This window comes from Bradyrhizobium sp. CCGB20 (assembly GCF_024199855.1).
Taxonomy (GTDB): domain Bacteria; phylum Pseudomonadota; class Alphaproteobacteria; order Rhizobiales; family Xanthobacteraceae; genus Bradyrhizobium.
In genome coordinates this window covers 3,231,434-3,257,737 of record NZ_JANADN010000001.1, presented here as the reverse complement: position 1 = coordinate 3,257,737, position 26,304 = coordinate 3,231,434, and the positions used below count along the sequence as shown (strand labels likewise).

24 protein-coding genes are annotated in these 26,304 nt (G+C 65.0%); 2 read left to right on the top strand and 22 right to left on the bottom strand.

What is annotated here, in order from left to right:
* Positions 1–39: 39 nt before the first annotated feature.
* The 9 genes from NLM15_RS15010 to NLM15_RS14970 all read right to left on the bottom strand — a co-directional run bounded on the left by NLM15_RS15010 (position 40) and on the right by NLM15_RS14970 (position 8,987).
* Complete coding sequence (locus NLM15_RS15010; protein ID WP_254117838.1) at positions 40–1,353, bottom strand: extracellular solute-binding protein; 1,314 nt, start codon at positions 1,351–1,353, stop codon at positions 40–42.
* 344 nt (positions 1,354–1,697) lie between these two features.
* Positions 1,698–2,648 (bottom strand): sugar-binding transcriptional regulator, encoded by a 951-nt coding sequence (locus NLM15_RS15005; RefSeq protein WP_254124244.1) that lies wholly within the window; start codon positions 2,646–2,648, stop codon positions 1,698–1,700.
* 8 nt (positions 2,649–2,656) lie between these two features.
* Positions 2,657–3,322: an HAD family hydrolase gene (locus tag NLM15_RS15000; RefSeq protein ID WP_254117837.1), complete on the bottom strand. Its 666-nt coding sequence runs from the start codon at positions 3,320–3,322 to the stop codon at positions 2,657–2,659.
* Between the two features lie 74 nt (positions 3,323–3,396).
* Positions 3,397–5,316 carry a nitric oxide reductase activation protein NorD gene (locus tag NLM15_RS14995; RefSeq protein ID WP_254117836.1) on the bottom strand — a complete coding sequence of 640 codons (1,920 nt, stop codon included), beginning with the start codon at positions 5,314–5,316 and terminating at the stop codon, positions 3,397–3,399.
* 10 nt (positions 5,317–5,326) lie between these two features.
* On the bottom strand, positions 5,327–6,139 hold the full coding sequence (locus NLM15_RS14990; protein WP_254117835.1) for a CbbQ/NirQ/NorQ/GpvN family protein: 813 nt from the start codon (positions 6,137–6,139) through the stop codon (positions 5,327–5,329).
* A 59-nt stretch (positions 6,140–6,198) separates the two neighbouring features.
* Entirely contained in the window at positions 6,199–7,545 is a 1,347-nt protein-coding gene (locus NLM15_RS14985) for a cbb3-type cytochrome c oxidase subunit I (RefSeq protein WP_254117834.1), read from the bottom strand.
* Between the two features lie 39 nt (positions 7,546–7,584).
* Positions 7,585–8,037 (bottom strand): cytochrome c, encoded by a 453-nt coding sequence (locus tag NLM15_RS14980; protein ID WP_085399418.1) that lies wholly within the window; start codon positions 8,035–8,037, stop codon positions 7,585–7,587.
* A gap of 111 nt (positions 8,038–8,148) precedes the next feature.
* Positions 8,149–8,409, bottom strand: a complete 261-nt coding sequence (locus NLM15_RS14975; RefSeq protein WP_254117833.1) for a cytochrome C oxidase subunit IV family protein — start codon at positions 8,407–8,409, stop codon at positions 8,149–8,151.
* Positions 8,410–8,411: 2 nt separating this feature from the next.
* The gene (locus NLM15_RS14970; RefSeq protein WP_254117832.1) at positions 8,412–8,987 is read right to left on the bottom strand and encodes a cytochrome c oxidase subunit 3 family protein; all 576 of its coding nucleotides are present in this window, start codon (positions 8,985–8,987) and stop codon (positions 8,412–8,414) included.
* Between the two features lie 173 nt (positions 8,988–9,160).
* Between NLM15_RS14970 and NLM15_RS14965 the strand changes: the two genes are divergently transcribed.
* On the top strand, positions 9,161–9,316 hold the full coding sequence (locus NLM15_RS14965; RefSeq protein WP_085965373.1) for a hypothetical protein: 156 nt from the start codon (positions 9,161–9,163) through the stop codon (positions 9,314–9,316).
* Between the two features lie 27 nt (positions 9,317–9,343).
* Here NLM15_RS14965 and NLM15_RS14960 read toward each other — a convergent pair whose 3' ends face one another.
* The 12 genes from NLM15_RS14960 to ytfQ all read right to left on the bottom strand — a co-directional run bounded on the left by NLM15_RS14960 (position 9,344) and on the right by ytfQ (position 23,378).
* On the bottom strand, positions 9,344–10,600 hold the full coding sequence (locus NLM15_RS14960; RefSeq protein ID WP_254117831.1) for a sensor histidine kinase: 1,257 nt from the start codon (positions 10,598–10,600) through the stop codon (positions 9,344–9,346).
* 441 nt (positions 10,601–11,041) lie between these two features.
* Positions 11,042–12,232, bottom strand: a complete 1,191-nt coding sequence (gene mmsB / locus NLM15_RS14955) for a multiple monosaccharide ABC transporter permease (protein WP_254117830.1) — start codon at positions 12,230–12,232, stop codon at positions 11,042–11,044.
* Positions 12,229–13,806 carry a multiple monosaccharide ABC transporter ATP-binding protein gene (gene mmsA / locus NLM15_RS14950; RefSeq protein WP_254117829.1) on the bottom strand — a complete coding sequence of 526 codons (1,578 nt, stop codon included), beginning with the start codon at positions 13,804–13,806 and terminating at the stop codon, positions 12,229–12,231. The genes mmsB and mmsA overlap by 4 nt, the downstream gene beginning before the upstream one ends.
* Before the next feature lie 176 nt (positions 13,807–13,982).
* A complete protein-coding gene (gene chvE / locus NLM15_RS14945; RefSeq protein WP_254117828.1) occupies positions 13,983–15,056 on the bottom strand; it encodes a multiple monosaccharide ABC transporter substrate-binding protein in 1,074 nt (357 codons plus the stop codon).
* A gap of 73 nt (positions 15,057–15,129) precedes the next feature.
* Positions 15,130–16,011: an SMP-30/gluconolactonase/LRE family protein gene (locus NLM15_RS14940; protein WP_254117827.1), complete on the bottom strand. Its 882-nt coding sequence runs from the start codon at positions 16,009–16,011 to the stop codon at positions 15,130–15,132.
* Positions 16,008–17,087, bottom strand: a complete 1,080-nt coding sequence (locus NLM15_RS14935; RefSeq protein WP_254117826.1) for an aldose epimerase family protein — start codon at positions 17,085–17,087, stop codon at positions 16,008–16,010. The genes NLM15_RS14940 and NLM15_RS14935 overlap by 4 nt, the downstream gene beginning before the upstream one ends.
* Before the next feature lie 2 nt (positions 17,088–17,089).
* The gene (locus tag NLM15_RS14930; RefSeq protein WP_254117825.1) at positions 17,090–18,016 is read right to left on the bottom strand and encodes a Gfo/Idh/MocA family oxidoreductase; all 927 of its coding nucleotides are present in this window, start codon (positions 18,014–18,016) and stop codon (positions 17,090–17,092) included.
* On the bottom strand, positions 18,013–18,789 hold the full coding sequence (locus tag NLM15_RS14925) for a FadR/GntR family transcriptional regulator (RefSeq protein ID WP_254117824.1): 777 nt from the start codon (positions 18,787–18,789) through the stop codon (positions 18,013–18,015). Before NLM15_RS14925 ends, NLM15_RS14930 begins: the two co-directional genes overlap by 4 nt.
* Positions 18,786–19,766 carry a galactofuranose ABC transporter, permease protein YjfF gene (yjfF, locus tag NLM15_RS14920; RefSeq protein WP_254117823.1) on the bottom strand — a complete coding sequence of 327 codons (981 nt, stop codon included), beginning with the start codon at positions 19,764–19,766 and terminating at the stop codon, positions 18,786–18,788. Before yjfF ends, NLM15_RS14925 begins: the two co-directional genes overlap by 4 nt.
* Positions 19,763–20,755, bottom strand: a complete 993-nt coding sequence (locus NLM15_RS14915; protein WP_254117822.1) for an ABC transporter permease — start codon at positions 20,753–20,755, stop codon at positions 19,763–19,765. Before NLM15_RS14915 ends, yjfF begins: the two co-directional genes overlap by 4 nt.
* A complete protein-coding gene (locus tag NLM15_RS14910) occupies positions 20,752–22,296 on the bottom strand; it encodes a sugar ABC transporter ATP-binding protein (protein WP_254117821.1) in 1,545 nt (514 codons plus the stop codon). The genes NLM15_RS14915 and NLM15_RS14910 overlap by 4 nt, the downstream gene beginning before the upstream one ends.
* A gap of 116 nt (positions 22,297–22,412) precedes the next feature.
* Complete coding sequence (gene ytfQ / locus NLM15_RS14905) at positions 22,413–23,378, bottom strand: galactofuranose ABC transporter, galactofuranose-binding protein YtfQ (protein ID WP_254117820.1); 966 nt, start codon at positions 23,376–23,378, stop codon at positions 22,413–22,415.
* A gap of 410 nt (positions 23,379–23,788) precedes the next feature.
* On the opposite strand from ytfQ, the gene NLM15_RS14900 reads away from it, so the two are divergent.
* Complete coding sequence (locus NLM15_RS14900) at positions 23,789–24,964, top strand: IS481 family transposase (RefSeq protein WP_254115031.1); 1,176 nt, start codon at positions 23,789–23,791, stop codon at positions 24,962–24,964.
* 64 nt (positions 24,965–25,028) lie between these two features.
* Here the strand turns inward: NLM15_RS14900 and NLM15_RS14895 are convergent, their stop codons facing one another.
* The gene (locus NLM15_RS14895) at positions 25,029–26,201 is read right to left on the bottom strand and encodes a fumarylacetoacetate hydrolase family protein (protein WP_254117819.1); all 1,173 of its coding nucleotides are present in this window, start codon (positions 26,199–26,201) and stop codon (positions 25,029–25,031) included.
* Positions 26,202–26,304 lie beyond the last annotated feature (103 nt).

Genomic DNA, 26,304 nt, shown 5'->3' with positions numbered 1-26,304 from the left:
GTGGATGGCCGCAAGTTTGAGCTCAGGGAGAGCTCGGATTCACTTGATGTAGCCGGCGCGCTTCATCTCGCGCTCGGTGGCGGACTGCGCCGCAGTGAGCGCGGCATCGACCGTCATCGATCCCGCGAGCGCCGCGGAGAATTGCTGGCCCACCTGCGTGCCGATGCCCTGGAATTCGGGGATCGCCGCGTATTGCACGCCGACGTAAGGCACCGGTTTCACGGTGGGCTTGTTCGGATCGGCAGCATCGATCGAAGCCAGCGTCAGCTTCGCGAACGGCGCGACCTTCAGATAGTCCTCGTTCTGGTAGAGCGAGGTGCGCGTGCCCGGCGGCACGTTGGCCCAGCCTTCCTTCGACGCCACGAGTTTTGTGTAGTCCTTGCTCGTCGCCCAGGCGATGAACTTCTCCGCCGCTTCCGTCTTCTTGGAGCCGGCGGGGATCGCCAAATTCCAGGCCCACAGCCAGTTGGCGTTCTTGCCGAGCCCCGTGTTGGGCGCGAGCGCAAAACCGACCTTGTCGGCGACCTTGGAGTCCTTGGGATTGGTGACGAAGGACGCCGCGACTGTGGCATCGATCCACATGCCGCACTTGCCGGCGTTGAATAGCGCGAGGTTCTCGTTGAAGCCGTTGGAGCTCGCGCCGGGAGGGCCGGCATCCTTCATCAGATTGACGTAGGTCGTGAGCGTCGTCTTCCATTCCGGCGTGTTGAACTGCGGCTCCCACTTCTCGTCGAACCAGCGCGCGCCGTAGGAATTGGCCATGGCCGAAAGGAAGGCCATGTTCTCGCCCCAGCCGGCCTTGCCGCGCAGGCAGATGCCGTACACGCCCGCGCTCTTGTCGGTGAGCTTCTTGGCCGCGTCGATGATGAATTCCCAGGTCGGCTTCTCCGGCATTTTCAGGCCGGCCTTCTCGAACAGATCGGTGCGGTACATCACCATCGAGCTCTCGCCATAGAAAGGCGCGGCATAGAGCTTGCCGTCGACCGAGACGGCGTCCTTGATCTTCGGCAGCAGGTCGGCGACGTCGTAATCGGCGCCGAGATTGGCAAGCGGCACCAGCCAGCCCTTCTTGGCCCAGATCGGCACCTCATAGGTGCCGATGGTCAAAACGTCGAACTGACCACCCTTGGTGGCGATGTCGGTGGTGACGCGCTGGCGCAGCACGTTCTCCTCCAGAGTCACCCATTTCACGGTGATGTCTGGATTCTTCTTGGTGAATTCGCTGGTGAGCCCCTGCATGCGGATCATGTCACCGTTGTTGACGGTGGCGATCGTCAGGGTCGTTTCGGCCATCGCGGGGACGGCCAGCAGCAGGCAAGACGCGCCGCAGACGGCGCCGAGGACGTGTTTCACGGTGACCTCCCTAAGGCTCGCGCTTTTGAGCATATGCCCACGCGTTGAGCGTATGTTCAACTCAAGGCCTGGGATTGTCAAGCAGTCGCGAGCGCGTTCCCGCAACTTATGAGTGCTGCGGTGCGGGAGTGGATGAGAGGTCGCAGCCCCGCCCAAGCTGTCATGCCCCGCCACCGGGTCTTCGCCTTCGGCGAGCCCGATGACAGGCTCCGGCGGGGCATCCAGTACTCCGTGTCGTCTATTGGTTTGCCCCAAGTGAAGCCGCGGCGTACTGGATCGTCCGCCCCAGTGCGCAATTGCGCACAAGGCGGACGATGACAGCGGAGCAAGTGGCGAGCTCGCCCCTACCGTTCCAGAATCGCCCTTGCCGTCGCCTCGTCCGTGATCAGGCCATTGATCAGGTGCCCGTTCAGTGCGGCCGCGATCGCCGACACCTTGGCCGCACCGACCGCGGCGCCGATCGTCGTGGTCTTGGCCGGTACTTCCGGCGGGATGCTGGTGAGGCGCTTGTTGGTGCCGGCCTTGAGCAGGCGGCCCTTGGAATCATAGGCCCAGCCGGTGATCTCGCCGATCGCCCCCTGCCGCATCATCTCGAACAATTCGTCGCGGGTGACGAATCCGTCGACATGGATCTGCGCCTTCTGGTCCATCTGGCCGATGCCGACGAGGCGCAAGTCCGCCTTCACCGCGACCGCCTTCACCTTTGCGATCGGCTCGATGCGCACCATCTTGTTGCGCTCGTCCTCCGACGACATCAGGAACGGCAGCGGCATCGGGTAGTGCCGCGCGCCGGTGCGGTCGGCGAGCCGGCCGACGGTATCGTAGAAGCTCGCCGAGCCGTCGGCGGAGATGTTGCCGACCAGCGAAACGATCTGGTGGTTGGGCCGGTCGATCGGCGTGACGCGCTCGACGGCGGCGCGCACCGCCCGTCCCGTGCCGAGCGCGACGATGACCGGCGTTTCCGAGCGCAGCGTCGAATCCAGCAGGTTGGCGCAGCGTTCGGCGATGCCCGCTGTGGCCTGCGGCGCCGCCGGATCGGCCGGCACAACCTCGCAATGGACCAGATTGAACCGCTCCTTCAACCGCGCAGCAAGTTCCATGCAGGCGGCGATGGGATGCTCGAGCCGGAAGGTGATGAGACGCTCGGCGAGGCACAGCGAGACCAGCCGCTGCGCAGAGGCACGCGAGACCTGGAGCATCTTTGCGATCTCGTCCTGGGTGTGACCGGCTATGAAATAGAGCCAGCCGGCCCGCGCGGCATCGTCGAGTCTCGATTTGTCGTTCTCGGCGGCCATGGCAGGCGTCACGCCTCCTTCCAGAAATCGCTCATCTGCGCAAAGACCCGATCGGCCCCGGCTTCGGACAATATAGCCCGCCCGTTGCGCCCGCGATAATGGCTGCCACCGACAAATCCCCAGACGGTCATGCCGGCCGCCTTCGCGGCCAGCACGCCACTGACGCTGTCCTCGATCACCAGCGTGCGCGCGGGCTGCGCGCCCATTTTCTCCGCCGCGTGGAGAAAGAGATCCGGCGCGGGCTTGCCGTGCGTGACCATCTGCGCCGTGTAGATCCGGTCGCCGAAATGCGGCATGAGACCGGTCACCCTCAGCGACAGCGCGACGCGGTCGAGATCACTCGACGAGGCCACGCAATTGGGCACACGCAGGCCGGACAACACGGTATCGATATCTGGAATCGGGTGGAGCGCCTTCTCGAAGGCGGCCAGCACCCGCGACTTCAGCCGGACGGGAAAGTCGACCGGCACTGCCTGGCCGAGCTCACGATAATGCTGCGTGATCGCGCTGGTGCTGCGTCCGAGAAAGAGTTCCAGCGCCTCTACAAGTGTCAGCGATATCCCAAATCCGGACAGCTCGTCCGACAGGCACTGGCAGCTCAGCAGCTCGCTGTCGACGAGCACGCCGTCGCAGTCGAAGATAACAAGATCGGGCCTTTGCCGGCTTTGGTCCATCCGGCTATTCGATCATATACCCAATGTTTGAGCAATAGTTCACCGGCGAAGACGCGCGGCGGGTCCTCTCTAGTTCAATGGGCGACTTGCCGATAGATCGCCGGCAGCGCTGCGGGCAATCGACGGATATTGCCGACGATGGCGTAGCCGCTGCGGCCGAACAGCGTCGGGAAATAGGATTGCGCGGCAGCATCGACCGTCACGCCGAAGACCGCGATGCCGAGCCGGCGCGCCTCCTGCACGGCTTTCCGCGTGTCTTCGACCGCAAACCGTCCCTCATAATGATCGACATCGTTCGGCTTGCCGTCGGTGAGGACGAGCAGCAGCTTCTTGCGCTGCGGCTGGCGCGCGAGCTCGGCCGAGGCGTGGCGCACCGCCGCGCCGATCCGCGTGTAATAGCCAGGCTTCAGTGCGCCGATGCGGCGTTCCACCGCACCGCTCATCGGCTCGCCGAAAGCCTTGACGGTTTCGAGCCGCACCCAGGAACGCCGGCGCGAGGTGAAGGTGAGGATGCTGTGGTGATCGCCGCAGGCCGCCAGCCCATGGGCAAGCACGAGCAGCGCTTCCTTCTCGACGTCGAGCACCCGATAGCCGTCGACCCAGGCGTCCGTCGAGAGCGAGACGTCGACGAGCAACGTGACGGCAAGATCGTCCCCTCGCGGTCGCATTGCCACATGGACGCGATCGAGACCGCCTCCGCCACTTCCGGCGCGGAGATCGCAGCGCGCACGCACAAGCGCGTCGAGGTCGAGATCATGACCATCGGCTTGCGCGGGCATCAATTCGTGGCGCGGCCGCAATATCTCGAAGCGGCGGCGTACCTGGCGGATGTGGCGACGCATCGTCTCGTCGGGCGCCCAGGTCTCGCCCAGCTCGGACGCGGCGCCCGCGAGCACGCGGCAATGATCAGGCAGATAGCAGCTGCCGCGGTAATCCCATTCGGGATAAGTCAGGTCCGCGTTCAATCGCGAGGCATCGAGGGCTTCCGGCGGCAGGTCGAGATCGAATTTGAGCCGGCTCGCCGGCTTGCCGCTGCGGCGGCTGAGCGTGATCTCCTCGAGATCATCGGCGGCCTTCTGCGCATCCTCGTCCTCGCTGTCGTCATCCGGGCGGTCGACATTGACCATCTCGGCCATCGCGAGGATCTTCTCGAACCGATTGAGCACGAAGGGATCGCGGCGGTTGGCGCCGTCTTCGGGCTCGCGCGCGGCGAAGCGCTTGCGATCATCCTTCGCGGCGGCCTCTGCGCCCGGTGCGCATTCGTCCTCAGCCGCATGCGCGGGCGAGAGCTCGCGCGTCCAGCAGTCACCCCAGAGCGGGCATGGCAGGATCGAATGATAGCCCGGCGGCGCCTTGTCCGGCAGCGGCCCTGTCCCCATCATCGCCGGCCACAGCTTTCCCACCGGCGGCGTATCGGCGCCGAGCAGAGCGAGCACGATCTGCTCCATGTCCTGCTCGATGTGCGGCAACGGGCGGCGCGGCCGCGCCATGGCCGTTTCCGCCGCCAGCCGTGCGTAATCTTCGGCAAGGCCGGGACATTCCGTCAGCACAAGCACCGCGATCTCGCTGGCCCGCCGCAGCATCAACAGATCGCGCCGCAACGGATCGGCCTCCGCGATTGCGTCGACCGGTGCAAAAGCAAACCACGCGGCCAGCCAGCGGTACAGCGCAGCATTCAGCCCGCGATCGGCAAAGATCGCGATGCTGTCCGGCAGGAAGATCGTCGCGGCATCGCGCCCCGGTTGCTCCAGGCGCTCATCGCCGAGCCCGATGCGCTGCCGCCATCCAAGCCGGTGCCCCGCCCGGCGGGCCCCCGCGCTCGCGATCTGCACGCCCGTCTCGCCGCCAAGCGCGCGGAACATGATCGCGATCCGGCTGCGAACTTCCGACAGCGTCACCGCATGCTCGGCATGAACCGGATAGCTCGCCGTGCCGCCGACCAGACGATGCCAGGCGCGGCCGACCGTCTCTTCAAGCTCGAGGAAATCGAGCATCGCATCACCCTCAGGAGATCACGGCGCGCGCGACGTCGAGCAGGGCTGCCTTGACGTCGGCGTCATCGGTTAGCGGCTCGATCATGCCGGCCAGCACGGCATCGGCGATCGAGGCTCCGGCGGCAATCAGGGTGGCGCAATAGACGACGAGACGGGTCGAGACGCCCTCCTCCAGATCGTGTCCCTTCAGCGCTCGCAGCCGACCGGCCAGCAGTACCAGCGGCCTGACATAGTCGGGCGCGAGCCCGCTCTCGGCCGCCACCACCGCGATCTCCTGCTCGAGCGGCAGGAACCCGAATTCGATGGCGACGAAGCGCTGCCGCGTCGACGGCTTCAGCGCCTTCAGCAGGGTCTGGTAACCGGGATTGTAGGAGACCACGAGCATGAAGCTCTTCGGCGCAGCCAGCTCCTCCCCGGTGCGCTCCAGCGGCAGGATGCGGCGGTCGTCGGTGAGCGGATGCAGCACCACCGTGACGTCCTTGCGCGCCTCCACCACCTCGTCGAGATAGCAGATGCCGCCTTCGCGCACCGCGCGCGTCAAAGGACCGTCGGTCCACACGGTGTCGCCGCCTCTCAGCAGGTAGCGGCCGGTGAGATCCGCCGCGGTGAGATCGTCGTGGCAGGCGACAGTGTGAAGCGGCAACCCCAGCCGCGCCGCCATGTGGGCGACGAAGCGCGTCTTGCCGCAACCGGTCGGCCCTTTGAGGAGAACCGGCAACTGATGCCGCCACGCGTGCTCGAACAGCGCGCATTCGTTGCCGCTCGGAACGTAAGCCGGTAACTCAGGCGCGGGCGCCGCCAGGGCGTGAAGTGCTGCTGTCATGGTCATTCTCCGGAAATCATTGGGAACGGCGGCCGCGACATGCGCGGCCGCCGTCGCGTTTACTCGGCCGGCTGCAGCGCGGCGGGAATGGTTGCCGGCTTCTCGCGACCCGGCACCAGCACCGCCCAGACGAACATCAGCGCAGAGATCGCGACGAACACGCCGGAGCCGAGCCGCACCCAATAGAAGAAGGCAAGCTGGTCCTGCACGTCCATGTAGCTCTGGCCGAGCACGCGCTGGAGATGGACCTGGATCACGCCGGCAAAGGTCAGCGCGAAAGTCATGGTCATCATCGCCGTGCACATGATCCAGAAGCTGGTCATGCTGAGCCACTGGTTATAGGGCGCACGTCCCTTGATCTGCGGGATCGCGTAGGCCATCACGGAAAGATTGAGCATCACATAGGCGCCGAAGAAGGCCAGATGGCCGTGCGCAGCGGTGACCTGGGTGCCGTGGGTGTAGTAGTTCACCGAGGACAGCGTGTGCAGGAAGCCCCAGACGCCGGCGCCGAGGAACGCCATCACCGAGCAGCCGACCGACCACAGCAGCGCCGCGCGGTTCGGATGCTTGCGGCCGGCCTTCCAGGTCATCTGCACCGTGAAGATCACCATGGTGAAGAACGGCGCGACCTCGAGCGTTGAGAACAGCGAGCCGATCCACTGCCAGTAGCCGGGCGCGCCGATCCAGTAGAAGTGGTGGCCGGTGCCGAGAATCCCCGAGAACAGCGCAAGGCCAATGATCACATAGAGCCACTTCTCGACCACCTCGCGATCGATGCCGTTGAGCTTGATCATGAGATAGGCGAGCACGGAGGCCATGATCAGCTCCCAGACGCCTTCGACCCAGAGATGGACGACGTACCACCAGTACATCTTGTCGACGGCGAGGTTGGCCGGATTGTAGAAGGCGAACAGGAAGAAGATCGCAACGCCCCACAGGCCGAACAACAGGATGTTGGTGACCGTGGTCTTGCGGCCCTTCAGCGCCGTCATGGTGACGTTGAACAGGAACATCAGGCAGACGACGACGATGCCGACCTTGATGATGAAGGGCTGCTCGAGGAACTCACGGCCCTCGTGGTAGTGGAAGAGATAGCCAACCACGGCCACACCCGCCGCGCCGAAGAACATCCAGAACTGGATCTTTGCCAGCAGCGGGCTGTAAAGCTCGGTCTCGGTTTCCTCGGGAAGCAGGAAGTAGGTCGCGCCCATGAAACCGATCAGCGACCACACGATCAGCGCGTTGGTGTGGATCATCCTGACGATGTTGAACGGCAGCAGCACCGACAGCGTGTTGGGCAGGACGTAGATGGTTCCGGCGAGGAGGCCAAACAGGACCTGGGCCAGGAACAGGGTCAGCGCGCCGTAGAAATACAGCATCGCGACTTTCTGGGTCTGATATTTCATCTCGGATTCTCTCTGTCTTGAAAGACGAATGCAGCGAGTTCAGCCGGCCTTGTTCGGCGGCCACTCCTGACGCTTGATCTTGCTGGTCCATTGCAGGAAGTCGGCGAGGTCGTTGAGTTCCTGGTCGGTGAGGTTGAACTGCGGCATCTGCCGCCGGCCCTCCGCCCCCGAAGGCTGCGATTGCATCCAGGCCTTGAGCGTCTCGCGCGCAGCGGCCGGGTCCTCGTTGCCACCCCAACGATCCCAGACATTGCCGACTTCAGGGGCGAAATAGGCGCCCTCGCCGAGCAGGGTGTGGCAGTTGATGCAGGAGTTCTTCTCCCAGACATGCTTGCCGCGCGCGACCGACGATGTCAGCGTCGTCGCGTCCGTCGAGGTCGTGGCCATGTAATAGTGGCTGTGCGCCGTCAGCCCGATGAAGATGGCGAAGAAAAAGGCCGAGCCGCCGTAGAAGACGTTTCGGGCCGCCGACTTGGTCAGGCGTTCAGCCATTGCCAGTCCTTTCCGTTGTGAATCCAGTCGTGAAGAAGCAGTGATGCTGTATCTTGCCGATTGGGGCGGACCGGTCTTTGTCGGGGCGCAATGAGCACTGCGTTGGCGTCGTCAGATCAGGGCAACGACGGCGGATGCGAGCCAGGCGAACACCGCCACGATCAGGATCCATGCGCTCACGAGTCCGCGCCAAAGCGCCGGCGCCGCCCGAAGATCCATGAAGTCGAGCGCAATCCGGCGGCCCTTGATGGCGGCGAAGATCAGCAATAAAGCGTTGCCGAGCAGTGGTATTGGCATCAACGGCGGCAGCAGGATGGTCGCCAGCGCGAGGCCGATCAGCGCGATCCAGGTGATGTCCAGGCGATCGGGCATCGTCACCTTACCAGATAGAGGATCGGGAACATCACGATCCAGACCAGATCGACCATGTGCCAGAACGCACTTCCCGTCTCGACGCCGGACGCCTCGGCGCGGCGGCAGACCACGGCGAGAATCACGATGCCAAGGCAGACGTGCAGGAGATGGAAGCCGGTCAGCAGGAAGTAGAGCGTGAAGAACGGGCTGGTCTCCAGGCCGATCCCGCGACCGATCTCTTCGGCATATTCGGCGAGCTTGATCGCGATGAAGAGGCCGCCGAGCGCCATGGCGGCGAGGAGCCAGCGGCGCGAGGCCTGCGTCTCGCTGGCCCGTGCGGCCCGCGTCGCTCGCGCCGCCGCCCAGCCGCTGGTCACGAGTACGACGGTATTCAGCCCGGCGAGACCCGGATCAAGCGCCGCCTGCCCGGCCGCGAACACTGCGGGGTGGATCGCGCGCGCGACCGTAAAGGCACCGAGAAACAGACCGAAGGCGACGAGCTCGCTGAAGATCAGCACCCAGATCATGGGATCGCCGGGGAGATCTTCCAGAATTCCCCAGCCGGTTTCCCGTTGTTCGCAATCGGCCGCCGACATCGTCTTTCCGGATCAGGACACCGGCCACCTTTAGCTCACCCTTCCAGTTCGGAAATTGTCGCAGAGCAAACTGGGAGATCGCCGGTGCGCCTTGTTTGCGCCGACGCAACGTCCGGCCGGCCGGGTGGCGGTACGAACCGGCTCAGGGTTCCCGGGGAGCAGCGAGCGATGACATGAGCGATGCACAGATCGGCCTGATGACCGCGACACCCATCATCATCGCGTTCGCCATCGCGCTGAGGCGCATGGGCGTGCTGTCGACCGTGGCGACCGTATCGGCAGTGAGCCTCTCCGTCGCGATCGCGACGGTGCTGTTCACGACACAGTAATCCGGACGCCGCGGATCGGGGGCGCGATCAGCTCTCCATTGATCGCGGACCGGGCGCCGTTCTCGGCAGGACCAGCTGAAACCGCGTGCCCTCGCCCAGCTTGCTTTCGAGCCGGAGCTCTCCGCCCAATCGATCGACGACGATGCTGTGCACGATGTGCAGGCCAAGGCCGCTCGCGCCGTCATGCCGCCGTGTGGTGAAGAAGGGATCGAAGGCCCGCCGCTCCACGTCGGGCGCCATGCCGCAACCGTCGTCCGCAAACAGCAGCTCGATATGCCCGTGGCCCGCCGCGCGCAGCGAGACGTCGATCTTCCCTCCTGCGTCGCTGGAGAAAGCATGCGTCATCGCGTTGACGGCGAGATTGGTGAGCACCTGACCGAACGGACCGGGATAGCTGTCCATGGCCAACTGTGGCTCGCAGCTCAGGCCAAGCGCGATGTCGCGCGTGCGCAGCTGCCGCTCGAACTGGGAGAGAACCTGGCCGGTCAGCTCGCCAGCATCGAAGCTGCGCCGGTGTGACTGGGTCTGATCAGCCGCCACCTGCTTGAAGGACTGCACCCGTTCGGCGGCGCGGCCGAGATTGGTGACCAGCTGCGCCGAGGCATCGCCCACCAGCTCCAGAAAGCCCGTCAATGTCGAACGCTTGAGATTTCCTCGCGCGACCTCCGCGGCAAACTGCTCGGCCTTGCGCTGGAGCGTCGAGGCGACCGTCAGGCTGCTGCCGAGCGGGGTGTTGATCTCGTGCGCAACACCGGCGACCATGCGCCCGAGCGCCGCCAGCTTTTCCGCCTCGATCAGAGTGCTCTGGATATCGCGCAAATGACGAAGCGCGGTCTCCGCGTCATCGCGGGCACTGCGGATCTCCCGCTCGGCGCGCTTGCGCTCGGTGATCTCCTCCGCCGCCACGTTGACCGCGACGATTTCGCCGTCCGGCATCCGCAGCGGATGCCAATAGGTGACCCAGGAGCGCTCCTCGACCTGGTCGGCCCGTTGCCCCGCCACCTCGATGCCGATCACGGGCTCGCCGGTCTTCATAATCGAGCGGACGATCTGCTCGACGGACTCCGCCAGAGCTGGCACGCAATCCCTGACCGTATGCCCGAGATGGCCCTCGACGGATATGCCGCAGATTTCGGTCAGGCGCTGGTTGATCAGCAGGTAGCGGCAGTCCGGTGACAGACAGGCGAGCCCGATCGGGGCAGTGTCGTAGATCAGCTGCAACGCCGGCAACGTCGAGACCAGCATCACCTCCGAAGCCGGCGATGACCTCACTGTACGCGTCACGCGAGTTCCCCGTGATCCCCCTGGGCCCACCGCAGAAGACTAGCACGGAATTGAACACCGGTTGATCTAGATCAAGAAGGCTCGACGGCGCCTCTCATTCCCCGGCTTTGGCCTGGATCGCCTTGCTCAAAACAGAACAAAGGCCCCGATCAACAAACCTGCAGCAAAGGAGCAGAGCCCCAGAGTGCAGGCGGAAACGATGCGCACGAGGATGCGAAGCCGCCCCTCAAATTCGTCGTCCGTCATCTCGTGGATATGAGCCGCCACTGGTGCTGCCCTGCCCGTGCCCTGCTCGGCCCCCCGGATCTAGACCCCAAATCATGGTCATCCCGAGGCATCGGACCCGCTGGCGATGCCGAAGCCGTGATCGAAATCGACGAAAATTGTAATCGCATGGCGCGGGCGGCGCCCGAGCCTCACCCCCGCGACGTGATTTTGCGCCTACCGCCGCTGATTATACACGTCGATGCAGACCGCCCCGAGCAGCACCAGGCCCTTGATGACCTGCTGGTAGTCGATGCCGATACCGAGGATGGACATGCCGTTGTTCATCACGCCCATGATCATGGCGCCGACCACGGCGCCGCCGACGCGCCCCACTCCGCCATAGGCCGAGGCGCCGCCGATGAAGCAGGCGGCGATGACGTCGAGCTCGAAGCCGAGCCCTGCTTTCGGCGTCGCGGTGTTGAGGCGCGCAGCGAAGACGAGGCCCGCGAGCGCGGCCAGCACGCCCATGTTGACGAAGGTGAGGAAGGTCAGCCGCTCGGTCTTGATGCCCGACAGTTTTGCTGCTTTCGCATTGCCGCCGACCGCATAGATATGCCGGCCGATCACGGTGCGGCGCGTCACGAAGCCGTAAAGCGCGATCAAGACGCTCATGATCACCAGCACGTTCGGCAGGCCGCGATAGGTCGCGATCAGATAGGTGAAATAGAGCACCGCGCAGGCCAGCACGACGCTCTTGCCGAGGAAGAACGCGTAGGGTTCGACCTCGATACCGTGCGACAGCTCGCGCGTGCGGCTCTTGGCGCTGGCATAGACCAGCCCCAGAGCCAGCACGGCACCGATCAGCATCGAGGTCGGATGCAGCGTACCGGCTTCAGGGAGGAGCTCCGGAATGAAGCCCGATGACAATTTCTGGAAGGTCGGCGGAAACGGGCCGAGCGACTGGCCCTGCAACACCGCGAGCGCAAGCCCCTTGAACACCAACATGCCCGCCAGCGTGACGATGAAGGACGGAATGCCGAAATAGGCGACCCAATAGCCCTGAGCCGCACCGATCGCCGCGCCCAGCAGCAGGCAGGCGATGAAGGCGAGCGTGTAGTCGATCTTGTACGTCACCATCAGCACGGCGGCGACCGCGCCGACGAAGCCCGCGACCGACCCCACCGAAAGGTCGATGTGTCCGGTCACGATCACCAGCAGCATGCCGAGCGCCATGATGACGATGTAGCTGTTCTGTAGCACCAGGTTGGTCAGGTTGAGCGGCTGCAGCAGCGTGCCGCCGGTCATGACCTGGAAGAACAGCATGATCGCGATCAGCGACATCAGCATGCCGTAGTTGCGCAAATTGTTCTTGATGAAGCTGCCGTGCCGGCGCTCCTCGGGCAGCGAAACCGTCTTGTCGGTCATGGCTGCAATCCTCCCATCTCCGCGGCCTCAGGCACGCCGTTTCCATTGCTTCGTTCGTTGCGCATGATGGCGCGCATGATCTTCTCCTGCGTCGCATCAGTGCCGGAAAACTCGCCGACGAAGGCGCCGTCGTTCATGACGCAGATGCGATCGCAGATACCGAGCAGCTCGGGCATCTCCGAGGAAATGACCACGACGCCGCGACCGGCCTCCGCAAGCTCGTTGATGATACAGTAAATCTCGTATTTGGCACCGACGTCGATGCCCCGGGTCGGCTCGTCCAGGATCAGCACCTTGGGGTCGGTCATCAGCCATTTCGACAGCACCACCTTCTGCTGGTTGCCGCCGGAGAGCTGGCCGGTCTCCTGGTAGACGTCGGAGCAGCGGATACGCATCCGGTTGCGGTAATCGCTGGCGACTTTCAGCTCGGCGATGTCGTCGATCACCCGGCCGGGCGCAACCTGGTCGAGGCTTGCGAGCGTAATGTTCTTGCGGACGTCGTCGGCGAGGATCAGTCCGAGCTGCTTGCGGTCCTCGGTGACATAGGCAAGACCGGCGTCGATCGCCGCCGCGACGCTCGGCAGCACGATCTCCCTGCCCTCCAGCCGGATGCGGCCGCTGATATTGGTGCCCCAGGAACGGCCGAACAGGCTCATGGCGAACTCGGTGCGGCCGGCCCCCATCAGGCCGGCAATGCCGACGACCTCGCCGCGTTTCACGCCGAAATCGACGTTCTTGATCACCTGTCGCTCGGGATGAATTGGATGATAGACCGACCAGTTCTCGACGGTGAGGACGGGATCGCCGATCTTCGCGCTGCGCTCCGGGAAACGGTGGGCGAGATCGCGGTTGACCATGCTGCGGATGATGCGGTCTTCCTGGATCGGCTCGGCGCGGCAGTCGATGCCGTCGACGGTGCGGCCGTCGCGCAGCACGGTGATGTGGTCGGCGACGCGGGCGACCTCGTTGAGCTTGTGCGAAATCAGGATCGAGCCGATGCCCTGCTCGCGGAACGCCATCAGCCGCTCGAGCAGCGCGGCACTGTCGGCCTCGTTGAGGCTCGCGGTCGGCTCGTCCAGGATCAGCATCCGCACCCGCTTGGACAGCGCCTTCGCGATCTCGACCAGCTGCTGCTTGCCGACTCCGAGATCGGTGATCAGCGTATCAGGAGATTCCTTCAGGCCGACCTGCGCGAGCAGTTCCCGCGTGCGCCGGTACACCTCGTCGCGGTCGATGACGCCGAGTTTTGACGGCGGATGCGACAGGAAGATGTTTTCCGCGATCGACATCAGCGGAATCAGCGCCAGCTCCTGGTGGATGATGATGATGCCGAGCGCCTCGGAATCGTTGATGTCGCGGAAGCGGCGCTCCTCGCCATCAAAGACAATGGTGCCCTCGTAGCTGCCATGCGGATAGACCCCGCTCAGCACCTTCATCAGCGTCGACTTGCCGGCGCCGTTCTCGCCCACGAGCGCGTGGATCTGCCCGGCGTGGACCGAGAAGTTGACGTCGCGCAGCGCCTGCACACCGGCAAAGCTCTTGCTGACGTCGCGCATCTCCAGCATTGCGGTCATTACGTCGTGTCCTTTGCTTCGCCTCTCCCCGCCTGCGGGGAGAGGCCGAAATGCGCGCATAGCGCGGATTTCGGGTGAGGGGGAGTCTCCGCAAGGGCAGCTCTCACCGTCCCCGTGGAGAGTCCCCCTCACCCCAACCCTCTCCCCGCAAGCGGGAAGAGGGAGAAGAGAGAGTTTTACTGGAACTGCGACTTCTTGTAGTAGCCGCTCTCGACCAGGACCTTCTCCCAATTGTCCTTGTAGACCACGACCGGCTTCAGCAGATAGGACGGCACGGTCTTGGCGCCGTTCTCGTAGGTCTTGGTGTCGTTGACGGTGACCTGCTTGCCGGCGAGTGCCGCGTCGACCATGTCGGCGGTCACCTTGGCGAGATCGCGGGTGTCCTTGAAGATGGTCGAGTACTGATCGCCGCGCAGCATCGCCTTGATCGAGGGTACCTCGGCATCCTGGCCCGAGATCACAGGCATCGGCTGGCCGGCGCTGCCATAGCCGACGCCCTTCAGCGAGGAGATGATGCCGATCGACAGGCCGTCATACGGCGACAACACCGCGTTGACCTTCTTGTTGCCGTAGTAGGCGCTGAGCAGATTGTCCATGCGGGCCTGGGCGGTGGCGCCGTCCCAACGCAGGGTCGCGACCTTGTCCATGCCCATCTGGCCGGAGACGACGACGAGCTTGCCGCTGTCGATATACGGCTTCAGCACGCTCATCGCGCCGTTGTAGAAGAAGTAGGCGTTGTTGTCGTCGGGCGAGCCGCCGAACAGCTCGATGTTGAACGGACCCTTGCCTTCCTTGAGGCCAAGCCCCTGTTCGATCGACTGCGCCTGGAGCACACCGACCTGGAAGTTGTCGAAGGTCGCGTAATAGTCGACGTTCGGCGTGCCGCGGATCAGGCGATCATAGGCGATGATGGTGATGCCCTTGGCCTTGGCCTGCTTGAGCACGTCGGACAGCGTGGTGCCGTCGATCGCGGCGATCACCAGCGCTTTCGCACCCTTGGTCACCATGTTCTCGACCTGCGAGAGCTGGTTCGGGATGTCGTCCTCGGCATATTGCAAATCGGTGTTGTAGCCGCGCTCCTTCAGCACCTTGACCATGTTGTTGCCGTCGTCGATCCAGCGTGCCGACGATTTGGTCGGCATGGCAATGCCAACCGTCGCCTTGTCCTGCGCGGAGGCGGTGAGCCCAGAGGCCATCGTCGCAGCGCCGGCCAGCGCCAGCGCGAGGAATGTCGTCTTCAGTTTCAGCATGTTTCACTCCCTTGGGTGTCAGACTGTTTCTTCGTTTCGTCGAGAACGTTGGTCGTGTGCGGCTTCGAGCCTCCTATGCGAGCTTGACGTCAGGCTCCGCGCGGCCACGCGCAGATGCCTGCAACAGGAAAGTGCAGCCGGCTTGCGGATCGGCGCCGCGCGCCGCCGCGTCCATGTCCTGCCAGGCCGAAGTGACGAGGAGGCGCGACAGGTCAGGGCCGACGAAGGCCGGGCAGCTGGACTGTTTCGCCGGGACGCGCAGCGAGCGCAGACGCTCGCCTTGCGGCGAATAGACATCGATGCGGCCTGCACCCCAGCAGGCGTTCCAGATCTGCCCGTCGGCGTCGCACACCGAGCCGTCGAGGCCGCCGAGGCCGGTGTGGCGCAACAGCACCTCAGGCTCGCCTCGCGGCAGGCCGGTCGCGGGATTGAGCGGTACCGAATAGAGCACCGCGCCCGCGGTGTCGGTGAAATAGCCGGTGGCTCCATCAGGCGAGAAGCAGATCGAGTTCGGAATGCTGATGCCCGGAAACAACGTGGAGATCTTGCCGCGATGGAACGCATAGATCGCGCCCGCCCCCCGCTCGGCCTTGCGGCCCATGGTGCCGATCCAGAACGTGCCGGACTGATGCACGCGGGCGTCGTTGGAGCGGGTGCCGGGATTGTCGGCTTCGAGCGGACAGAGCAGCGCCATCGCGCCGTCGGCGAGCTTGCGGATGTAGAGGCCGTCTTCGGCGACGATCAACTGGCGTTCGGCATCGATGCGCCCGAGACCGCTGGCCATCCGGCCGAGCGCGTGGACGCGAATGCTGCCGCTGCCGAGATGCGCCTCGAACAGCCGCCCCTCGCGGATGTCGAACCACCAGGCCGTGTCGGTGGTCACGTCATAGGTCGGCCCCTCGCCGAGATGGCAGGGATCATCCGAGAGAACGGAGGTCGGCACCTCTTCGATCATGACGACCTCACCGCGAAGCGATAGACGGTGTGATGGCGATAGACTTCGCCGGGATCGAGGCGCGGGCTCGGAAAATCAGGCCGGTTCGGCGAATTCGGCCACATGTGCGGCTCGAGACACATGGCATCCGACTGCCGGATCAGTTTGCCGCCCTTGCCCGAGATCGTGCCGTCGAGATAATTGCCGGAATAGACCTGAAGGCCGGGCTGATCGGTGAACAGCTCCATGACACGCCCAGAGCGCGGCGCCTCCAGCCGCGCCGCGAGCGCAAGCTTGCCGTCCAGGCCGAGGCAGTAGGTGTGGTCGTAGCCCTTGCCGTTGCGCAATTGCTGATCGCTCTGCCGGATACGCGCACCGACCGCCTGGGCATCGCGGAAATCGAACGGCGTGCCGGCCACCCCGCGCGGCGGCTCCGGCAGCGGGATTGCGGTCGGGTCGATGGCAAGAAAATGGTCGGCCGCGACCGTCAGTTTATGATCCAGAATCGGTGTGCCTGACGTCGCACCTTCCAGATTGAAGAAGCTGTGGTTGGTCAGGTTGACGATGGTCGGCCGGTCAGTCCGGGCCTCCATGATCAGCGACAGCTCGGCCGGGCCGGTGACGCGATAGGTCAGCCGCACGTCGAGCCGGCCGGGATAATTTTCTTCGCCATGCGGACTCGAATAGGTGAGCGTGACGCCCGGCTCCGCACCGTCGTCAATGTCGGCGATCTCCCAGAGCTTGCGATCGAAGCCGTCGAGGCCGCCATGCAGCGCATTCGGCCCGTTGTTGACGGGAAGCTGCACCGCCTCGCCGTCGAGCGAGAACTGTCCGTTCGCGATGCGATTGGCATAGCGGCCGACGGTGGCCCCAAAGAACTTTCGTTCGGCGAGATAGCCGGCGAAGGCGTCATGGCCGAGCACGACGTCGTCGTAACCGCCCTTGGCGTCCGGCGCGATCAGCGCCTGGATCACCGCGCCATGGGTGATGATGCGAGCTTCGAATCCGCCCTCCCCGCGCAACACGACACGCTCGACGTTGCGGCCGTCCGGCAGCGTTCCGAAGACGTCTTTTTCTATCGTTTTTGAGCCAGCCATGTCTAATCCACAAACGGTTCGACGATCATGCGCTTGCCGAGCAGGAAAGCATCGGCAACGAGACGCAGCGGCGCCAGGTCGACATCGCTCGCGCCGGTCGCGGTGAGCTCGACGAAGCGCCTGTACAGCTCGCGATATTCCTGATCGGGCGCCTCGGCAACGGCCTTGCCGTCGATCTCCATGCGCCGGCCGCCGCCGGACAGCGTCAACTGGCCCTGGTCGGTTGCGACGAGGATATCCCAACTCTGCGGTCCGGTCTGGCGGAAATCGAACTCGGCGGTCACAGGCAGGCCGCCAATGTCGGTCAGCGTCAGGTTCGCGGCGATCGGCGCCTGACAATTGGCTGGAAAGGCCAGCTCGGCCGCGGTGACGAACACCGGCCTGGGAAGAATACGGGTCAGGATCGAGAGCGCGTTGATGCCGGGATCGAACACGCCGAGCCCGCCCGGCTCCCAGATCCAGCCCTGCCCGGGATGCCAGACACGAACGTCTTCCTTCCAGTTGATGTGCACGGAGGTGATCCGCCGCGTGAGAAGCCATTCGCGCGCCGGCTCGACCGCGGGCGCGTAGCGCGAATGCCAGGTCGCAAACAGCGTCCGCTTGGCCTCCGTTGCCATCGCGATCAGCGGATCGAGCTCGGCAACGCCGGTGCCGGGCGGCTTCTCCAGCATCACATGCTTGCCGGCAGCGAGCGCCGCGGCGGCCTGGGCACGCCGTACCTGCGGCGGCGTGCAGAGGGAAACCGCATCGACGTGCGGCCCCTTCTCCAGCAATTCTTCGATGGTCGCAAAATGCGGCAGTCCCGGCAGCGATGCATTGCGGCTCGCGACGGCCGCGAGCGTCGCGCCCGGAACCGCCGCAATCGCGCCGACATGCTGGTCGCGCGCGATCTTGCCGAAGCCAACGATGGCAATGCGAAGTTCGGTCACGCTTCTTCTCCAGTATCCGCGGACGGCAATGCCTCGGCCGGCGCGGTTACGATCACCGTGCCCTCGTGGCGGCGCATGCCGTTGTGAATGACATAAACCATCGCCTCCGACGCGCCCTCGACGTCGCCGGCGGCGATGGTATCGACGATCTTCTGGTGCCAGAGCAGCACGGTGTCACGGTCCTCCGGCTCGACCGGTGCGCTGAGCAGGAAGGAGGCGCGCAGGGCGGCCTCGATCACGTGGCCGATCGAGCGCATGAACAGATTGCCGGAGGCGCGCGCCACTGCAACATGGAGCGCGAGGTCGGCGTCGGCAAAGCCGACGGAATCGGAAGCCTCGAGCCGCATGCGGTCCATGCAGCGACGGAGTTCGGCAATGTCGTCCTCGGAACGGTGCGTCGCCGCCAGCATGGCGGCGCGCGGCTCGACCGCGAGGCGAATCTCGGCGAGATCGTTGAGGAAGCGCTTGTCGATGCCGGCGTCCAGATGCCAGGCGAGCACGTCGGCATCGAACATGTTCCAGGCGGCACGCTCGCGCACGACCGTGCCGACCCGCGCCTTGGTGGTGAGCAGGCCCTTCGCCACCAGGGTCTTCACGCTCTCGCGCAGCACCGGCCGCGACACGCCGAACATGGCGATCATCTCGGCATCGCCCGGAAGCCGCGTTCCCTCGGCATAGCGGCCCGCGATGATGTCGACGCCGATCGAGCGCGCCACCTCCGCGTGGTTGGAATGCGCCCGCCGGGTCGGGATGACGACAATGCGCGAGGTCATGTGGTTGCTCCCGCGCGCTTCGCCACCGGCCGCCGCGCGAGCGCGACCAGCCCCTGCTGCAAGGCGATGAATGCGAACAGCAGGACGCCGGTCGCGATCTTGGTCCACCAGCTCGAGAGCGTCCCGTCGAAATTGATGTAGGTCTGGATCAGGCCCTGGATCAGCACGCCGAGGAAGGTGCCGATCACCGAGCCCTGCCCGCCCGTGAGCAGCGTGCCGCCGATCACGACGGCCGCGATGCTGTCGAGCTCGACGCCGACCGCGGAGAGCGAATAGCCGGCGCTGGTATAGAATGAGAAGACGATGCCGGCGATGCCCGCGAGCAGGCTCGACAGCATGTAGATCTTCACCGTCATCTTGCCGACGGCAACACCCATCAGGCTCGCGGTCGCCCGGCTGCCGCCAAGCGCGTAGACATTGGCGCCGAACCGGGTGAGATGCAGAAGCAGCGCGCCGCCGATCACGATCACGAGCATGATGATCGCGATTGCCGTCAACCGCCCGCCGCCGGGCATCCGCAGGGCGAAGTCCGACACGGTGGAATAAACGGGCGCGGTGATCGGCACCGATTCCGTCGAGAGCAGGAAGCTCGCGCCACGGGCCAGGAACATGCCGGCGAGCGTCACGATGAACGGCGGCAAGTCGAAGACATGGATGACGGCGCCCATCGCCGCGCCAAAGGCCGCCGAGAGCGCGAGGATGGCGACGAAGGCGACCAACGGCGGCACGCCCCAGCGTTCGATCGCGAGCGCGACGAACACGGTGGTGAAGCCGATCACCGAGCCGACCGAGAGGTCGATGCCGCCGGAGATGATGACGAAGGTCATGCCGGTGGCGACGATGCCGAGAAAGGCGTTGTCGGTGAGGAGATTGCCGACCACGCGGGTCGAGGCGATGTTGGGGAATTGCACCGCGCAGAGCGCAAAGCCGACAACGAGCACGATCGCGGTGATGAGGACGGGCGGCAGGCCTTTCATGCCTTGGCCCTCCGCAGCCGCGCGGCGATCCCGGCAATCCCCGAAAATTTCGGCGATTGCAGCAGCAGCACCGCCATCACCACCACCGCTTTGACCAGCAAATTGAACTCCGGTGGATAGCCCGACAGCAGAATGCCGGTGTTCATGGTCTGGATGATCAGCGCACCGAGCACGGCCAGCACGAGGCTGAAGCGGCCGCCGAACAGCGAGGTGCCGCCGATCACGACCGCGAGGATGGCGTCGAGCTCGAGCCAGAGGCCGGCATTGTTGGCATCGGCGCCCATGATGTCGGCCGCCGCGATCACGCCCGCGAGCGCGGCACAGATCCCGCACCAGACATAGACCGCCAGGATCATGGCGCGCGTGCCGACGCCGGCAAGCTCGCTCGCCCGCGCATTACCGCCGGTTGCCTCGATCAGCAGTCCGAGCGCCGACCCGCGCACCACTGCACCGGTGAGGATCAGCATGCCCAAGGCAATCGCGACCGGCATCGGCAGGCCGAGCACCGCGCCATTGCCAAGCCAGACCAGATCCGGCGAGGAGAAGGTCACGATGCGCCCCTCGGTAATGAGCTGCGCGATGCCGCGCCCGGCCACCATCAGGATCAGCGTCGCCACGATCGGCTGCATGCCGAGCACCGCGACGAGAAATCCGTTCCACAATCCGCAGACAAGTCCGGCGCCAAGCGCGGCCGCAAGAACCACGGCGAGACTGTGAGTGTCGGCGAGGCTCGCCGCGATCGCGCCCGAGATTGCCATCACCGCACCGACCGACAGATCGATGCCGCGCGTCGCGATCACCAGCACCATGCCGAGCGAGAGCAGCGCCACCGGCGTGCCGCGGTTGAGCACGTCGATCAGGCTGCCGAACAGCCGGCCATCCTGGAGGCGCAGATCGAAGAATTGCGGCGACACGATGCGATCGACCGCCAGGATGACGATCAACGCGAGGATCTGGGCAAGGCCGCGGCGCGGCAACAGCGCTGTCATGCCCGGCCCTCATGCGCGACACCGGCCCCATCGGCGGCGATGGCCGCGAGAATGTTGCCGACGTCGATCGCCTCGCCCGCGAGCTCCTCGACATGGGCGCGGTCGCGCAGCACCACCACGCGGTCGGAATAGGTCACGATCTCGTCCAGCTCGGAGGAGATCACCAGCAGCGCCAGCCCGTCGTCACAGAGCTCGCGGATCAGGCGGATGATCTCGGCATGCGCGCCGACGTCGATGCCGCGGGTCGGCTCGTCCAGCACCAAAAGGCGCGGCGAGGTCGCGAGCCAGCGCGCCAGCAGCACTTTTTGCTGATTGCCGCCTGACAGCAGGCCCACCGGGCGCTCCGGATCGGGCGGGCGGATGTCGAGCATCTTGACGTAGCGGCCTGCGATCTCGTCCTGCTCACGGCGCGACAGCGGCCGGTGCAGGCCGCGCTTGGCCTGGAGCGCGAGCACGATGTTCTCGCGCACCGTGAGCTCGGCGACGATGCCGTCGGTCTTGCGTTCCTCCGGGCAATAGCCAAAACCGTGGCGCACGCCCTCGCGCGGCGAATTGAGCCGCACCGGCGCCCCCTCCACCTTCGCCTGCCCGCCATCGGCACGCTCGGCGCCGAACACCAGCCGCGCCGTCTCGGTCCGGCCCGAGCCGAGCAGGCCGGCGAGACCCACGACCTCGCCATGGCGCAGCTCGAGATTGAACGGCGCGACATAGCCGGCCTTGCCGTAGTTCTCGAAACTCGCGCAGACCTGGCGCGACTGATGCTCTCCCGCCGACGCCCGGGTGCTGGTGGTCTCCGCCAGCTCGCGGCCGAGCATCATCCGGATCAGTTCGAGCCGTGGCAGCGAAGCGGTCTCGCGCTCGCCGACCAGGCGGCCGTTGCGCAACACCGTGATGCGGTCGGAGATCTCGTAGACCTGATCGAGGAAGTGGCTGACGAAGACGATGCCGATGCCGCGCTTGGCGAGCTGACGCATGATGCCAAAGAGGATCTCGACCTCGTGACGGTCGAGGCTCGCTGTGGGCTCGTCCAGGATCAGCACGCGCGCGGAGAGATCGACGGCGCGCGCGATCGCCGTGACGTGCTGCACGGCGACGGAATAGCTGCCGAGCGGCGCGGCGACGTCGATATCGAGGCCGAAATCGGTGAGCAGCGCTTTCGCGCGGCGTCGCATCTCGCCCTCACGTACGATGCCGAAGCGCATCGGCTGCCGGTCGAGGAACAGGTTCTGCGCCACCGAGAGGTTCGGCAGCAGATTGACCTCCTGGTAGACGGTAGCGATGCCGGCCTGCAGCGCGGCCTTGGCCGAGCGCGGCGCGACCTCTTCACCGCCCAGCCTGACGATACCGGCATCGCGCGGGAATACGCCGGTGATCACCTTGATCATCGTTGACTTGCCGGCGCCGTTCTCGCCGAGCAGCGCATGGATCTCGCCGGCACGCAGCGTGAAGTCGACCTCCTGCAACGCACGCACAGCACCGAAGCTTTTGCTGATCCCGCGCACCTCCAGCAGGGAAGGAGCAGGATCGGGGCCGTTCTCCATGGCGACGTCACTCCCACCGGCACCCGCTGACGATGCGGACACCCAGCCTATTCGTTTGCGCAGCAATTTCGAAGGGGGCGCCGGATCACTGGAAGCGATCCGGCGCGGTGCCTGCCTCAGTAGCCGAGGCCCTTCTTGCTGTCGTAGATCTTCTGCGGATCGTCGGCGGCCGTATAGAGCTTGGACTCGGTCTGGATCCATTTCGGCGGAACCGTGCCCTTTTCCTTGAACGCCGCGATGGCATCGAGCGCGGGGCCCGCCATGTTCGGCGTCAGCTCCACCGTGGCATTGGCTTCGCCGGCGGCCATGGCCTTGAAGATGTCGGGGACCGCGTCGATCGAGACGGTGAGGATGTCTTTGCCCGGCTTGAGGCCGGCTTCCTTCATCGCCTGGATGGCGCCGACCATCATGTCGTCATTGTGGGCGTAGACGGCGCAGATCGATTTGCCGCCGCCTTCGGCCTTGATGAAGCTCTCCATCACTTCCTTGCCCTTGGCACGGGTGAAGTCACCGGTCTGGCTGCGCACCACCTTCAGGTTCGCATGCTTGGCAATCGCGGTGTCAAAGCCCTTCTTGCGGTTGGCGGCGACGCTGGCGCCGACCGTGCCCTGCAGCTCGACGATGTTGCAGGCCTTAGCCCCGACGGTCTTGGCCAGCCAGTCGCCGGCGACCTCGCCTTCATGCACGCTGTCGGAGGTCACGGCGGTGAGATAGAGCTCCTTGCCGGAGGGATCGATGTCGCGGTCGAGCAGCACGACCGGGATCTTGGCCTCCTTGGCTTCCTTCAACACCGAGTCCCAACCGGTCGAGACCACCGGCGCAAGGAAGATCGCATCGACGTTCTGCGCGATGAAGGAGCGGATCGCCTTGATCTGGTTCTCCTGCTTCTGCTGGGCGTCGGCGATCTTGAGATTGACCTTGCGCTTGGTGGCCTCCTGCTTGGAGACCGACGTCTCGGCCGCGCGCCAGCCGGATTCCGATCCGATCTGCGAGAAGCCGATGGTGAGCTCGGCGGCGCTGGCCGGCAGCGCGAGCAACAACGCGGCCGTAGCACTGGCCGCAAAGAGGGCTTTGAGGGTCATCAGGCGTGTCTCCCAAGAAGTCATCTTGTGTTATCTCGGGCGCCAATTGGTAATATGGCACCCGCAGGCCGACTTTTGAGGCGGCGAGACGGACTATTTCACGGAAGATGAGTTCCTACTAGTCATATTATTTGACTATTTGGAGAATTGACGCGGATGTGCGGGCGGGCTGCACAGACGACACGCCTAGCGGGATTTTGTTCCGGGGATACAACGCGGAGATGAAGGAATTACGGCCCGGCGAGAGCTGCGCCGTCATGGCCGGCCCGGCCATCCACGCCTCACCCCGCGGCCGCAAGAACGTGGATGCCCGGGACAAGTGTTTAGCCCGGACAGATCACTGACGGGTGTTCGGAGACATAGCTGACACATCAACATTGGCTGGATTGGTCCGATTCGGGAGGCCGTCCATGCCTTGGAATGAGGTGTCAGTAATGGATCAGCGCCACGAGTTTGTGCGGCTTGCTTTGCAAGAGGGAGCCAATCGGCGCGAGCTCTGCCGCCGGTTCAACATCAGTCCTGATGTTGGCTACAAGTGGCTGGCGCGCTGGCAGGCCGGTGATCGGGAGCTGGCCGACCGCTCGCGGCGCCCGCACGCGATGCCCAGGCGGAGTGAGCCCGCGGTCGAGACGCAGGTTCTGGCTGTGCGCGACAAGCATCCGGCCTGGGGAGCGCGGAAGATCGCCCATTGCCTGAAGCGGGGCGGGCAGACGGTGCCTGTGCCGTCAACGGTGCACCAGATCCTGTGCCGGAACGGCCGGGTCAGCCCCAGCGAGAATGCACCGCCAAATCCGGGGCACCGCTTCGAGAAGGAAGCTCCCAACCTGCTGTGGCAGATGGACTTCAAGGGGCACCTGCCGCTCGCCAACGGAACGCGCTGCCATCCGCTCACAATCGTCGACGATCACTCGCGCTATGTTCTGTGCCTGAAGGCCTGTGCCGACGAGCAGCGTCTGACCGTGCAGGATCACCTGACGGCGACGTTCCGCTGCTATGGCCTGCCGGAGGCCTTCTACACCGACAACGGCTCACCCTGGGGCGACACGTCCGGCATTCGTTGGACCGGACTGAAGGTGTGGCTGCTCAAGCTTGGCGTCAGGGTGGTCCATGCCAGGCCGTGCCATCCACAGGCCCGCGGCAAGAACGAACGCTTCCATCGCACCCTGAAGGCCGAGGTCTTTGCCATGCGCCGCTTCCGCACCCTCCCGGAAGTCCAGCGTGCCTTCGATGCCTGGCGGCCGGTCTACAATCTGGAGCGGCCCCACGAGGGCCTGGATATGCACGTCCCTGCCGATCGCTTCCGGCCAAGTGCCCGTGCCATGCCGGCCCGCGTTCCGAACGTCGCGTATGACAGCGGCGAGATCGTGCGCAGGGTCTCATCGACAAGACCCTACATCTCCTTCAAGGGGCGCTTCTGGAAAGTTCCCCAGGCTTTCGCACGCGAACGTCTCGCCATCCGACCGCTGGATCGTGACGGCCACTACGGAATCTTCTTCGCCAGCTGGCAGGTCGCATCCATCGACTTGACCAACGCCCAACCTGTCAGTGATGTGTCCGAACAGGTGTCAGCTATGTCTCCGGACTAAACAACAAGCCCGGGCATGACGACCTCCTGCAAATTCGCTTACGCGAGTCGAAAACGAACCGACGCTAGATCAGCTTGCGCTGCGCCAGGTTCTTCATCAGCGCGCCGATGCCGAAGGTCCAGGGCTCGCATTCGTCGCTGGAGCGCATGCGGTTGACCAGCTTGCCGAGCTGGGGCGCGGAGATCGTGACGATGTCGTCGCGCTTGTGCGTGAACCCCTGTCCCGGCGCATCGCGATCCTTGACCGGCGCGAACATCGTACCGAGGAACAGCACGAAGCCATCAGGATATTGATGCACCTTGCCGATCGTCTGCGCGACGAGATCGGTGGGATCGCGGCTGATCATGCTGATCGAGGAATGGCCGTCGAGGACGAAACCGTCCGCACCCTTCACGTTCAGGCTGATGTCGAGTTTTCGCGCATCGTCGAGCGTGAATGTGTCGTCGAACAGGCGCAGCAAGGGGCCGATCGAGCAGGACGCGTTGTTGTCCTTGGCCTTCGACAGCAGCAGCGCCGAGCGCCCCTCGAAGTCGCGAAGATTCACGTCGTTACCGAGCGCACCGCCGACGATCTTGCCGCGGCTCGACACGAACAGCACCAGCTCGGGCTCGGGGTTGTTCCAGGTCGATTTCGGATGCAGCCCGGCATCCATCCCGGTGCCGACCGAGGACAAGGTCGGCGCCTTGGTGAAGACCTCGGCATCGGGGCCGATGCCGACCTCGAGATACTGGCTCCAGGCGTTCTGATCGATCAGCACCTGCTTCAGGTGCATCGCCTGGTCCGAGCCCGGCTTGAGTTTTGACAGATCGTCGCCGATCAGCCGCGTCACTTCCTTGCGGATCGCTTCGGCCGAGGCCGGGTTGCCCTTGGCCCGCTCCTCGATGACGCGTTCCAGCATCGAAATGGCGAAGGTGACGCCGGCGGCCTTCAGGGTCTGGAGATCGACGGGCGCGAGCAGCCACGGCTTGTTCGGATCGCGCCGGTCCGGCGCCGTGTTGGCGACGATGGCTTCGAGATCGCCGATGCGCTCGCCCTTGGTCGCGGCAAGTGCCTTGGCCGGATTGTCTTCCTCGCAGAGCGCACTGACGGTCGGGAATTTGGCGGTGAGATCGAAGACACCGTCGGCGCGCACGGCGACCACGGCCGGACCGTTCACCTGCGGCAGCCAGACGCGGCCGACCAGCGTCCCCTTCGTTCCATCCTCGGGGAGAAGGTCTTTAACGGACAGTGTCGTCATGGCCGGCGATCCTCGCTGTTTCTCGGATCGGCCGCATTCGCAGCAGCCGATCCCATTGGCGAAGACCAATAAACGTCTGGCGGGGGAAGTCCAGAGCGCGAGC

Bases quoted from the DNA above. Each gene is read 5' to 3' on its own strand.
- NLM15_RS14995 (WP_254117836.1), bottom strand. From the start codon at position 5,316: ATGCTCGATTTCCTCGAGCTTGAAGAGACGGTCGGCCGCGCCTGGCAT.
- NLM15_RS14985 (WP_254117834.1), bottom strand. From the start codon at position 7,545: ATGAAATATCAGACCCAGAAAGTCGCGATGCTGTATTTCTACGGCGCG.
- NLM15_RS14940 (WP_254117827.1), bottom strand. From the start codon at position 16,011: ATGATCGAAGAGGTGCCGACCTCCGTTCTCTCGGATGATCCCTGCCAT.
- NLM15_RS15000 (WP_254117837.1), bottom strand. From the start codon at position 3,322: ATGGACCAAAGCCGGCAAAGGCCCGATCTTGTTATCTTCGACTGCGAC.
- NLM15_RS14970 (WP_254117832.1), bottom strand. From the start codon at position 8,987: ATGTCGGCGGCCGATTGCGAACAACGGGAAACCGGCTGGGGAATTCTG.
- NLM15_RS14915 (WP_254117822.1), bottom strand. From the start codon at position 20,755: ATGACAGCGCTGTTGCCGCGCCGCGGCCTTGCCCAGATCCTCGCGTTG.
- ytfQ (WP_254117820.1), bottom strand. From the start codon at position 23,378: ATGACCCTCAAAGCCCTCTTTGCGGCCAGTGCTACGGCCGCGTTGTTG.
- NLM15_RS14900 (WP_254115031.1), top strand. From the start codon at position 23,789: ATGCCTTGGAATGAGGTGTCAGTAATGGATCAGCGCCACGAGTTTGTG.
- mmsB (WP_254117830.1), bottom strand. From the start codon at position 12,232: ATGACCGACAAGACGGTTTCGCTGCCCGAGGAGCGCCGGCACGGCAGC.
- NLM15_RS14975 (WP_254117833.1), bottom strand. From the start codon at position 8,409: ATGCCCGATCGCCTGGACATCACCTGGATCGCGCTGATCGGCCTCGCG.
- mmsA (WP_254117829.1), bottom strand. From the start codon at position 13,806: ATGACCGCAATGCTGGAGATGCGCGACGTCAGCAAGAGCTTTGCCGGT.
- NLM15_RS14935 (WP_254117826.1), bottom strand. From the start codon at position 17,087: ATGGCTGGCTCAAAAACGATAGAAAAAGACGTCTTCGGAACGCTGCCG.
- NLM15_RS14965 (WP_085965373.1), top strand. From the start codon at position 9,161: ATGAGCGATGCACAGATCGGCCTGATGACCGCGACACCCATCATCATC.
- NLM15_RS14910 (WP_254117821.1), bottom strand. From the start codon at position 22,296: ATGGAGAACGGCCCCGATCCTGCTCCTTCCCTGCTGGAGGTGCGCGGG.
- NLM15_RS15005 (WP_254124244.1), bottom strand. From the start codon at position 2,648: ATGGCCGCCGAGAACGACAAATCGAGACTCGACGATGCCGCGCGGGCC.
- chvE (WP_254117828.1), bottom strand. From the start codon at position 15,056: ATGCTGAAACTGAAGACGACATTCCTCGCGCTGGCGCTGGCCGGCGCT.
- NLM15_RS14980 (WP_085399418.1), bottom strand. From the start codon at position 8,037: ATGGCTGAACGCCTGACCAAGTCGGCGGCCCGAAACGTCTTCTACGGC.
- NLM15_RS14895 (WP_254117819.1), bottom strand. From the start codon at position 26,201: ATGACGACACTGTCCGTTAAAGACCTTCTCCCCGAGGATGGAACGAAG.
- yjfF (WP_254117823.1), bottom strand. From the start codon at position 19,766: ATGAAAGGCCTGCCGCCCGTCCTCATCACCGCGATCGTGCTCGTTGTC.
- NLM15_RS14925 (WP_254117824.1), bottom strand. From the start codon at position 18,789: ATGACCTCGCGCATTGTCGTCATCCCGACCCGGCGGGCGCATTCCAAC.
- NLM15_RS14990 (WP_254117835.1), bottom strand. From the start codon at position 6,139: ATGACAGCAGCACTTCACGCCCTGGCGGCGCCCGCGCCTGAGTTACCG.